We start from the raw sequence: 9,244 nt of genomic DNA, 5'->3' as shown, positions 1-9,244 counted from the left end.
CCCGGGGCCGGGGGGTCTCCGCGTACGCCTTCGGGCGGCACCGGCGGGCGATGGAGCGGCTCGCCGCGCAGGCGGACGCCGGGCGACCGCCGCAGGGCACGGCGTCGGTGGTGCTCATGGACCGGGCGGCGGCGGACGCGCTCCGGACGATCCGCTTCGGCTGAGGGGCCGGCGTGGCCGTCCGCCCGAACGGACGGGCCGGCCGCGGCAGTCCGCGGCGCGTCGGTGACGGCATCACCTTCGGGTGATTCGTGCGGGAATCACCCAGCGGCCCCCACCGTCCCCGCCGACTGCGCCGCCGCGCCCGTCAGTACGGGCGGGATCTTCGCCAGCAGGTCCTTGAGGTCCATGAGCGTCGCCGCCACGTCCATGACGACCGCCGCCGTGTCCTTCCTGGCCACGTCGGCGATGAGCTTGGTGACGTCCTTGACCAGCTTGTCCAGCGCCTGCTTGATCTCCGCGGTGGGGTCCGGGACGGCCCTGCCCGCGGGGCCGGCCGCGGGGTGGGACGGCCGGGCCTTCCTGGCCGACCGGAGCAGCTGGTCGGACGATTTCTGCAGCTGCTGCTGGAGGGACCTGAGCGTCTTCACGTCGGGCGACTTGGCCTGCGCCTCCTTGCCGATCCTGGCGACCAGCGTGAACGTCTCGCCCAGCGCGCCCGCCGTGTCCAGCCGCTGCTGGACCACCGCCTTCGGCTCGACCGGCTTGACGGCGGGGCGAGGTTCGGGGGCGGCCAGGGCTGGGCCGGCCGCGCCCAGCGCGAGGGATCCGCAGGCGACGACGGCTATCGCGGTGCTGGTGAGCTTGTTGATGCGCATGCTCGGTGATTCCCTTCGCTTCACGGCTTCCGGTGACTGCCCGATCACCGTGTGCGGCGCGGCAGCGGTGCGCAACTCGGCGCCCACCGTCCGTACCGCCTTCCGCCCGCCGGGACGGCCCGCCCGACCTGGGCCGTCGGCGCCGGATCGGGCAGCCGCCGGGAAGCGGCGGGCGTACAGCCGTTAGGGTGCGGTTGCGGCTTTGTCGAGACGGTGGTTGGACGGCATTGGACGAGATGAACACCCCCCAGCACTTCGGGCTGCCCACGGCCCCCGGCGGCCCCCAGGGATGGCCCGCCAACGAGCTCGAAGAGGCGCTCGCCGCCTCCCTCGGCGTGCCCGGCGCCGGCCCGCGCATCGTCGAGGTGCTCGGCCGCAGCCAGGTGTGGATCCCGCTGCCCGCCGGCGGCGGCCCCGCGAGCCCCGACCTCGACCTGCCGACCCTGGAACTGGACGGCCAGGCGTACGTACCGGTGTTCAGCTCCGAGGCGGAGTACCTGCGGGTCGTCGGCGACCGTACGTCCTTCGCCGTGGCGCCGGCCGTCGAGTTCGCCCGCGGCCTGCCCCCGCAGGTGGGCATCGCGGTCAACCCCGAGGGCGTCGTCGGCGTGCCCCTGCCGCCGGCCGCCGTGGCCGAACTGTGCCGGGCCGGCCGCACCGTCCTGGACGGCGACGCGACCGGTGGCCGCGTCCGGCTCTTCGAGCCCGACTGGCAGGACGAGCCCACGGCCTTCCTCGCCGCCGCGGGCCTGGAGTTCGCCGCCGCCCAGGTCGTCCGCACCGCCCGCCGCACCCTCGCGAGCGTCGAGGGCGGCGTCCCGGCGCTGTTCGTCGGGGTCGAGCTCGACCTGCCCGACCCCGGCAGCCGCACCGCCGTCATGGAGGCCCTCGGCCGCGCCCTGGGCACCGTGCCCGTGCCCTGGCCCGTACAGCTGGTCCTCCTCGACGTGGCGCACGACCCGGTGGGCGACTGGATGCGCGAGCGGGTCCGCCCGTTCTACGACCGTGACCTGTGACTCCTCCCATGGCCGCCGCCGCGGGCTCGTAAGCTGGTTGGATGACAGCGGGGGGTGCGTCGGCGCGCCCCGGAGCGGTGCAGAGACGGCCGAGAGAAGAGGCGGACCCAGGTGAGCGCGGGCGCGGAGAGCGGCGTGGAGCAGATGCTGCGCCAAGTGGCGCCCGGCCGTTACGACGCGTACGAGGAGCTGCTGCACGCCCTCGCCGAGGGCAGCGTGTGGATGCTGCTCTGGCACGGCCGGGCCGGTTCCCCCGACGCCCAGTACGGCAACATGGAGGTCGACGGCCTCGGCTACGCGCCGTGTGTGACCTCCGCCCAGGAGCTCGCCGCCAGCGGCTGGAACCGCGCCCACGAGGTGATCCCGGGACGGGCCGTCGCCACCGCCCTCTACCCCGACCGCTGGGGTCTGTGGCTCAATCCGCACGCCCCCGGCGGCGGCGTCGGCGTGCCCTGGCTCGACCTGCGGCGGATCGCCACCGGCATGGACCGGATGCCCGCCGGGCCGCTGCTGCTGAGCGAGCCGGCCATAGAGATCCCGCAGTTCTACGCCCTGCTCGGGCAGAACGCCCACCGCACGCCCGCGGTGCGCTCGCTGCGCCGCGCCTGGGTGCAGCCCGCGCTGGGCAGCCCGTATCTGGCCATCGGCCTCGACCTCTACGACACCTCCCAAGCCGCCGTGGAATCCGTGCGGTTGATGATGCGCCAGTCGATCGACGTGGTGCCGGAGGGGCTGCCGGTGTCCACGGTGGCGATGGCCGACGAGCACGACCCGGTCGCGATGTGGATGCGCGCCAACGCCCGTCCCTTCTTCGACCGCGACGCCTACGGCGGCGCCGCGCCCGCCCCGGCGGCCGGCTACGGCTATCCGCCGCAGACCGGGGCGTACTGATCCGCTGACGGATCAGGACTGTCCGTATAACGGAACCTCTCTCCACACATCACGGTTGCGCATCCATTGCCGGTGAGGTCTGGCGGGTGATCGCGGAGGCGTTGAAGACTCCCGCCCACAAGGACTTCGGTCCTGGGTACGACCTGCTCCGCGTGTATTTCCCGCACCATCGCACCTTTCGCACCAGTGATGTGAACCAGCCGCTTGCGCGGCGGGCGTTGGGCCGGTCCGCACCGGCCGAGAGGGGTCCACCAGACGATGACGGCACCACTGCACGACACGGGAGCGGCCGAGACCGCGGCCGTCGATGTCGCCGCCGGCGTCCCGGCGAAGGCCATCGAAGGCCGCTCACCATGGCGCATCGCCTGGATCCGGCTCAAGCGGGACAAGTTCGCACTGGCCGGCGGCGTCGTCGTCCTGCTGCTCGTTCTGGTCGCGATCTTCGCACCGCTGATCGTGGACCTGCTGGGCCACCCGCCCAACGAGTTCCACGAGGAGGAGATCGACCCCCTCTTCAGCACCCCCAAGGGCGCCTGGGGCGGCATCAACGGGGACTTCCTCCTCGGCGTCGAACCCACCAACGGCCGCGACGTGTTCAGCCGCATCGTCTACGGGGCCCGCGTATCCCTGCTCGTGGCGTTCCTCGCGGCCGTCGTCGCGGTGGTCCTCGGCACGCTGTTCGGCATCGTCGCCGGCTTCTTCGGCGGCTGGGTGGACGCGGTCGTCAGCCGCCTGATGGACCTGCTGCTCGCCTTCCCCCAGCTGCTGTTCATCATCGCGCTGGTCTCGGTGGTGCCCGACTCCCTGTGGGGCCTGACCGGTTCGGGCGTCCGCATGGGGGTGCTGATCTCGGTGATCGGCTTCTTCGGCTGGCCCTACATCGGGCGCATCGTGCGCGGTCAGACGCTCTCGCTCAGGGAGCGCGAGTACGTCGAGGCCGCGCGCAGCCTCGGAGCCGGCCGGGGGTACATCCTCTTCCGCGAGCTGCTGCCCAACCTGGTGGCGCCGATCACCGTCTACACCACGCTGATGATCCCCACCAACGTCCTCACCGAGGCCGCCCTGAGCTTCCTCGGTACCGGAGTCAAGCCGCCCACGGCATCGTGGGGCGAAATGCTCTCCAGGGCCGTCGACCACTACGAAGCCGACCCGCTCTACATGATCATCCCGGGTCTGGCCATCTTCGTCACCGTCCTGGCCTTCAACCTCTTCGGCGACGGTGTACGGGACGCGCTGGACCCCAAGGGTTCGCGCTAGCACCCGCCGGAGCCGCCATGCGCCCGTCCGCAGGCCACACGCTCACCACCAGGCACGTTACCGACCGCCCCTGTCGATCCGTCAGGAGGCCGTTTCCCGAACCCGCCGACCCGGTTCCCCGGGCGGCGTCACTCACGGAGGTCGCGACACCTTGACTACCCAAAGAACTTCGAGGCGGAAGACCGCCGCGGGGGCGGCTCTCGTGGTCGCGGCCCTGGTCTCCACCGCCGCCTGCGGCGGCGGCGGGAAGAGCGACGGCGGCGGTGACGGCAAGGCCGCGGGCTTCAACGCGGGCATCGGCAAGGTCGCCGCCGCGTCGGACAAGACGGGCGGCGAGCTGAAGTTCATCGGCACGCAGGACGCCGACTCCTGGGATCCGCAGCGTGGTTACTACGGATTCATGTGGGACTTCGCCCGCTACTACTCGCGCACCCTGGTCACCCCCAAACCGGCGCCCGGCACGCAGAGCTCCGAGGTCGTGCCGGACATGGCCACCGACACCGGCAAGATCTCCGACGACAAGAAGACCTACACCTTCACCCTGCGCGAGGGCCTGACCTGGGAGGACGGCCAGCCCATCACCGCGCAGCACATCAAGTACGGCATCGAGCGCACCTGGGCCACCGACAAGATCTCCGGCGGCCCGACCTGGCTGATGCAGGCCCTGGACCCGGAGAAGGAGTACAAGGGCCCGTACAAGGACGAGAGCAAGGACAAGCTGGGCCTGAAGGCGATCGAGACGCCGGACGAGAAGACCATCGTCTTCAAGCTGCCCAAGCCCAATGGTGACTTCCTGCGGATGCTGGCGCTGCCGGCGGCGTCCCCGGTGCGCCCGGACAAGGACACCGCGGAACGCTACGGCCTCAAGCCGTTCTCCAGCGGCCCGTACAAGTTCGTCTCGTACCGCCCGAACAAGGGCCTCGAACTGGTCCGCAACGACAAGTGGAACAAGGCGTCCGACCCGGTGCGCAAGGCCCTGCCGGACAAGGTCTCCGTCACGCTCATCACCAGCGCCGACGACATGGACAACCGCCTGATCTCGGGCAACTACGACGTCGACCTCAACGCCACGGGCATGGGCTCGGCCGGCCGCCAGAAGGCGCTGAAGTCCCACAAGGACAACGTCGACAACCCGCAGACCGGCTTCATCCGCTACGCGGCCTTCCCCAAGACCGTCGCGCCCTTCGACAACGAGCACTGCCGCAAGGCGGTCATCTACGGCGCCGACCACACGTCGCTCCAGACCGCGCGCGGCGGCGCCCAGGCGGGCGGCGACATCGGCACCAGCATGCTGCCGCCGGCCGTCAAGGGCTACGACGCGGGCTACGACCCGTACGCGCTCAAGCAGGGCGCGCCCAACCCGGCCAAGGCCAAGGAGGAGCTGAAGGCCTGCGGCAAGCCGGAGGGCTTCAAGACCACCATCGCGGTCCGCAACAACAAGCCCGCCGAGGTGGCCACCGCCGAATCGCTCCAGGCGTCGCTGAAGGCCATCGGCGTCGAGGCGCAGATCGACAAGTTCGACGGCGCCCAGTCCACCGGCATCATCGGCTCGCCCAAGAACGTCAAGTCCAAGAACTACGGCATCATCATCATGGGCTGGGGCGCCGACTTCCCCAGCGGCCAGGGCTTCCTCCAGCCGATCGCCGACGGCCGCTTCATCCAGCAGAGCGGCAACCAGAACTACCCCGAGCTCGACGACCCCGAGGTCAACAAGCTCTTCGACCAGGGCATCGCGGAGACCGACCCCGAGAAGGCCGGGAAGTTCTACCAGGACGCCAACAAGAAGGTCATGGAGGGCGGCTGGTACCTGCCCTTCACCTACGAGAAGAACATCATCTGGCGCAGCTCCCGGCTGACCAACGTCTACACGGCCGACGCCTGGAACGGCCGTTACGACTACTCCTCGCTCGGCGTCGTCAAGTGACCGTCCGTCCGCTCCGCCGGCGCGCCCGCCGCTAGGCCCGAAGGGCAGGTGATGGCCGTGCGCGGCGGCCGGGGAGGACCCCGCAGGGGGGAGCTCCCCGGCCGCCGCCGGGCCGACCGCTGTGTTCGCTTATATCGTCAGGCGGCTGTTCGCCGTCATCGTGATGCTCCTCGTGGTCATCCTCGTGACCTTCGGCATCTTCTTCGCGATCCCGAAGTTCACCGGGACCGACCCCGCCCTGATGTACGTCGGCAAGCAGGCGGACCCGGCGGCCATCGAAGGCATCCGGGAGAAGCTGGGGCTCGGCAAACCCATCCTGGAGCAGTTCTGGGAGTTCGTCTCCGGACTCTTCGCCGGCCGTGACTACACCGGCGGCGGGCAGAGCATCAACTGCCCGGCGCCCTGCTTCGGCTACTCCTTCCGCCACGACATGCCCATCTGGCCCGAGCTCAAGAGCCGGCTGCCCGTCACCCTCACCCTCGCCGGCGGCGCCTGCCTGTTGTGGGTGACCGGCGGCGTCCTGACCGGTGTCGTCTCCGCCCTCAAGCGCGGCACGCTGTGGGACCGCACGGCCATGACCGTGGCGCTGAGCGGTGTCTCGCTGCCGATCTACTTCACCGCGCTGCTCTCGCTGGCGGTCTTCAAGTACAAGCTCGGCTGGGTGGGCGGCGAGTACATCGCCTTCGGCGACGACCCCGCCGGCTGGTTCGGCGGACTGATCCTGCCCTGGATCACGCTCGCCTTCCTCTACGCGGCGATGTACGCGCGGCTGACCCGCGCCACCATGCTGGAGGTCCTCGGCGAGGACTACATCCGCACGGCCCGCGCCAAGGGCCTGCGCGAACCCGTCGTCATCGGCAAACACGCGATGCGCTCCACCATGACGCCGATCCTCACCGTCCTCGGCATGGACCTGGGGGCACTGGTCGGCGGCGCGATCCTCACCGAGACGGCCTTCAGCCTGCCCGGCCTCGGCGCGGCGGCGGTCTCGGCGATCAACGAACGCGATCTGCCGATGATCCTGGGGGTCACGCTGATCACGGCGTCCGCCGTCGTCTTCGCCAACCTCGTGGTGGACCTCCTGTACGCCGTGATCGACCCCCGAGTGAGGCTCTCATGACCACCGTGCCCGCCCCGGGGGACACCCCCGGCATCCCCCCGCAGAAGACGGGCGCCGTCGGCGAACCGGTGTCCGCGGCCGCCCCGCCCGGCAGCGCCTATCTCGACGTGCGCGACCTGCGGATCCACTTCCCCACCGACGACGGACTGGTCAAGTCCGTCGACGGGCTCTCCTTCCAGCTGGAGCGGGGCAGGACCCTCGGCATCGTCGGCGAGTCCGGCTCCGGCAAGTCGGTCACCTCGCTGGGCATCATGGGCCTGCACACCGTCGGCCAGTACGGGCGAGGCAAGGCCCGTATCTCCGGCGAGGTCTGGCTGGACGGCAAGGAGCTGATGTCCGCCGACCCCGACGAGGTGCGGCGGCTGCGCGGCCGCGACATGGCGATGATCTTCCAGGATCCGCTGTCGGCCATGCACCCGTACTTCACGATCGGCCACCAGATCGTGGAGGCGTACCGCGTCCACCACGACGTCGACAAGAAGGCCGCCCGCAAGCGCGCGGTCGAGCTCCTGGACCGCGTCGGCATCCCGCAGCCGGACCGCCGGATCGACGACTACCCCCACCAGTTCTCCGGGGGGATGCGCCAGCGCGCGATGATCGCCATGGCGCTGGTCAACAACCCCGACCTGCTCATCGCCGACGAGCCGACGACCGCCCTGGACGTGACCGTACAGGCGCAGATCCTCGACCTGATCCGCGACCTGCAGAAGGAGTTCGGCTCCGCGGTCATCGTCATCACCCACGACCTGGGCGTCGTCGCCGAGCTGGCCGACGACATCCTGGTGATGTACGGCGGCCGCTGCGTGGAGCGCGGACCGGCGGAGAAGGTCTTCTACGAGCCGCAGCACCCCTACACCTGGGGGCTGCTCGGCTCCATGCCGCGCATCGACCGCGCCCAGACCGAGCGGCTGATCCCGGTCAAGGGCTCCCCGCCCAGCCTGATCAACGTGCCGTCCGGCTGCGCCTTCAACCCGCGCTGCCCGTACGCCGACCTGCCGGCCGGCGGCGTCACCCGCACGGAGCGGCCCGAGCTGCGCCAGGTGCCCGGAAGCGCGCGGCACCACTCCGCCTGCCACCTGCCGCACGAGGAGCGGAACCGGATCTGGACCGAAGAGATTGCGCCCAAGCTGTGAAGGACGAAGAAGCCGTGAAGGACGAAGCCGCAGCAGCGCCGCTCCTGAAGGTCGAGGGGCTGGTCAAGCACTTCCCGATCACCAAGGGGGTGCTGCGCCGCCAGGTGGGCGCGGTGCAGGCCGTGGACGGCCTCACCTTCGACGTCCGGGCCGGGGAGACCCTGGGCGTGGTGGGGGAGTCCGGCTGCGGCAAGTCGACCATGGGCCGGCTGATCACGCGCCTGCTGGAGCCCACCGCCGGCCGGGTGGAGTTCGAGGGCAAGGACATCACCCACCTCGGGGTGGCGGGCATGCGCCCGCTGCGCCGCGACGTCCAGATGATCTTCCAGGATCCGTACTCCTCGCTGAACCCCCGGCACACGGTCGGCACGATCGTCGGCGCGCCGTTCCGCCTCCAGGGCATCTCGCCCGAGGGCGGGGTGAAGAAGGAGGTCCAGCGGCTGCTGGCGCTGGTCGGCCTGAGCCCCGAGCACTACAACCGCTATCCGCACGAATTCTCCGGCGGCCAGCGCCAGCGCATCGGCATCGCCCGGGCGCTCGCGCTCAACCCGAAGCTGGTGGTCGCGGACGAGCCGGTCTCCGCGCTGGACGTGTCGATCCAGGCGCAGGTGGTGAACCTGCTGGACGACCTCCAGGCCGAGCTGGGCCTGACGTACGTGATCATCGCGCACGACCTGTCGGTGATCCGCCATGTCTCGGACCGGATCGCGGTGATGTACCTCGGCAAGCTCGTGGAGCTGACCGACCGGGCGTCCCTGTACGAGAAGCCGATGCACCCGTACACCAAGGCGCTGCTGTCGGCGGTGCCGGTGCCCGACCCCAAGCGGCGCGCGAAACGGGAGAGGATCCTGCTCAAGGGCGATGTGCCCTCGCCGATCTCACCGCCGTCGGGGTGCCGCTTCCACACCCGGTGCTGGAAGGCCACGGAGGTGTGCAAGCGGGAGGAGCCACCGCTGCTGGCGCTGGAGCCGGGGCACCAGGTGGCCTGTCACCACCCGGAGAACGCCCCGGAGGGCGCGTCGGCCTGAAGGAGGGAAGGGGCGGCGGAGCGGGCGCGTCCGGAAATGCGTACGGGACGAGTAAGA

The 9,244-nt window shown here is 70.8% G+C and carries 8 protein-coding genes; 7 read left to right on the top strand and 1 reads right to left on the bottom strand.

Going from position 1 to position 9,244, the window contains the following annotated elements; genetic code table 11:
- Positions 1–260 precede the first annotated feature (260 nt).
- Positions 261–818: a hypothetical protein gene (locus J7E86_RS17720; RefSeq protein ID WP_215082668.1), complete on the bottom strand. Its 558-nt coding sequence runs from the start codon at positions 816–818 to the stop codon at positions 261–263.
- 236 nt (positions 819–1,054) lie between these two features.
- Between J7E86_RS17720 and J7E86_RS17715 the strand changes: the two genes are divergently transcribed.
- The 7 genes from J7E86_RS17715 to J7E86_RS17685 all read left to right on the top strand — a co-directional run bounded on the left by J7E86_RS17715 (position 1,055) and on the right by J7E86_RS17685 (position 9,187).
- Positions 1,055–1,834: an enhanced serine sensitivity protein SseB gene (locus J7E86_RS17715; RefSeq protein ID WP_215082667.1), complete on the top strand. Its 780-nt coding sequence runs from the start codon at positions 1,055–1,057 to the stop codon at positions 1,832–1,834.
- Positions 1,835–1,978: 144 nt separating this feature from the next.
- On the top strand, positions 1,979–2,725 hold the full coding sequence (locus J7E86_RS17710) for an enhanced serine sensitivity protein SseB C-terminal domain-containing protein (protein WP_215082671.1): 747 nt from the start codon (positions 1,979–1,981) through the stop codon (positions 2,723–2,725).
- Between the two features lie 258 nt (positions 2,726–2,983).
- Positions 2,984–3,982 (top strand): ABC transporter permease, encoded by a 999-nt coding sequence (locus tag J7E86_RS17705; protein ID WP_215082666.1) that lies wholly within the window; start codon positions 2,984–2,986, stop codon positions 3,980–3,982.
- Positions 3,983–4,133: 151 nt separating this feature from the next.
- The gene (locus J7E86_RS17700) at positions 4,134–5,906 is read left to right on the top strand and encodes an ABC transporter substrate-binding protein (protein WP_215082665.1); all 1,773 of its coding nucleotides are present in this window, start codon (positions 4,134–4,136) and stop codon (positions 5,904–5,906) included.
- Positions 5,907–6,027: 121 nt separating this feature from the next.
- On the top strand, positions 6,028–7,026 hold the full coding sequence (locus J7E86_RS17695) for an ABC transporter permease (RefSeq protein ID WP_215082664.1): 999 nt from the start codon (positions 6,028–6,030) through the stop codon (positions 7,024–7,026).
- Complete coding sequence (locus J7E86_RS17690) at positions 7,023–8,159, top strand: ABC transporter ATP-binding protein (RefSeq protein WP_215082663.1); 1,137 nt, start codon at positions 7,023–7,025, stop codon at positions 8,157–8,159. The genes J7E86_RS17695 and J7E86_RS17690 overlap by 4 nt, the downstream gene beginning before the upstream one ends.
- Complete coding sequence (locus tag J7E86_RS17685; RefSeq protein ID WP_374223814.1) at positions 8,156–9,187, top strand: ABC transporter ATP-binding protein; 1,032 nt, start codon at positions 8,156–8,158, stop codon at positions 9,185–9,187. Before J7E86_RS17690 ends, J7E86_RS17685 begins: the two co-directional genes overlap by 4 nt.
- Positions 9,188–9,244: the final 57 nt, after the last annotated feature.

The sequence above is a fragment of the Streptomyces sp. ISL-11 genome, from assembly GCF_018614525.1.
GTDB lineage: Bacteria > Actinomycetota > Actinomycetes > Streptomycetales > Streptomycetaceae > Streptomyces.
This window is presented reverse-complemented; position numbering and strand designations above follow the sequence as displayed.

Excerpts from the sequence above, each read along its gene's own strand:
- J7E86_RS17720 (WP_215082668.1), bottom strand. The coding sequence starts at position 818 with ATGCGCATCAACAAGCTCACCAGCACCGCGATAGCCGTCGTCGCCTGC.
- J7E86_RS17710 (WP_215082671.1), top strand. The coding sequence starts at position 1,979 with ATGCTGCGCCAAGTGGCGCCCGGCCGTTACGACGCGTACGAGGAGCTG.
- J7E86_RS17690 (WP_215082663.1), top strand. The coding sequence starts at position 7,023 with ATGACCACCGTGCCCGCCCCGGGGGACACCCCCGGCATCCCCCCGCAG.
- J7E86_RS17705 (WP_215082666.1), top strand. The coding sequence starts at position 2,984 with ATGACGGCACCACTGCACGACACGGGAGCGGCCGAGACCGCGGCCGTC.
- J7E86_RS17715 (WP_215082667.1), top strand. The coding sequence starts at position 1,055 with ATGAACACCCCCCAGCACTTCGGGCTGCCCACGGCCCCCGGCGGCCCC.